Annotated in this window: 1 pseudogene; it reads right to left on the bottom strand. The window is 52.3% G+C overall.

Annotated features, from left to right (window positions below):
• Positions 1-296 (bottom strand): annotated as a pseudogene (locus IEI94_RS08935) (hypothetical protein); the annotation flags it as partial.
• Positions 297-413 lie beyond the last annotated feature (117 nt).

Raw genomic sequence — 413 nt, 5'->3', positions numbered from 1 at the left:
TCCCAATTACTGATCGCCAGGGGCAGGCCCGCCGTCATGTACTCGAGCTTTAGCCACTGGCCCGTCTCCGGGTGGGCATAACCGACGCCCATGCCGTACTGCTGCTGTACACCGTACTGGGTAGCACCGCGGGCCTCTACCACCCAGGCCATCAAGGATTCCCAAGGCACGTAGACGGTTTCTTGCGTATCGGTGAGGGTAAAGCAGACTTCCCGGCGCTGGCGATTAAAGCGAACGGGGATGCTGTTTTTCAAGCGCTGCATGCCAGCGTAATAACCGAGATATGAAATTAACAAGATCGCTGGTCCACCAATTATTCCCGCCCAAAAAAAACCTTTATACACCCCCTTCGCTATATCCATAGGAAATATTACAAAGCTAACTACAGGAAAGACCAACACACAGAATAAAAG

This window comes from Halomonas sp. ML-15, assembly GCF_014779595.1.
In the GTDB taxonomy this organism is placed as follows: Bacteria; Pseudomonadota; Gammaproteobacteria; order Pseudomonadales; family Halomonadaceae; genus Franzmannia.
Note: the sequence above shows the minus strand (reverse complement) of the source record. Positions and strands in the feature narration are given on the sequence as shown.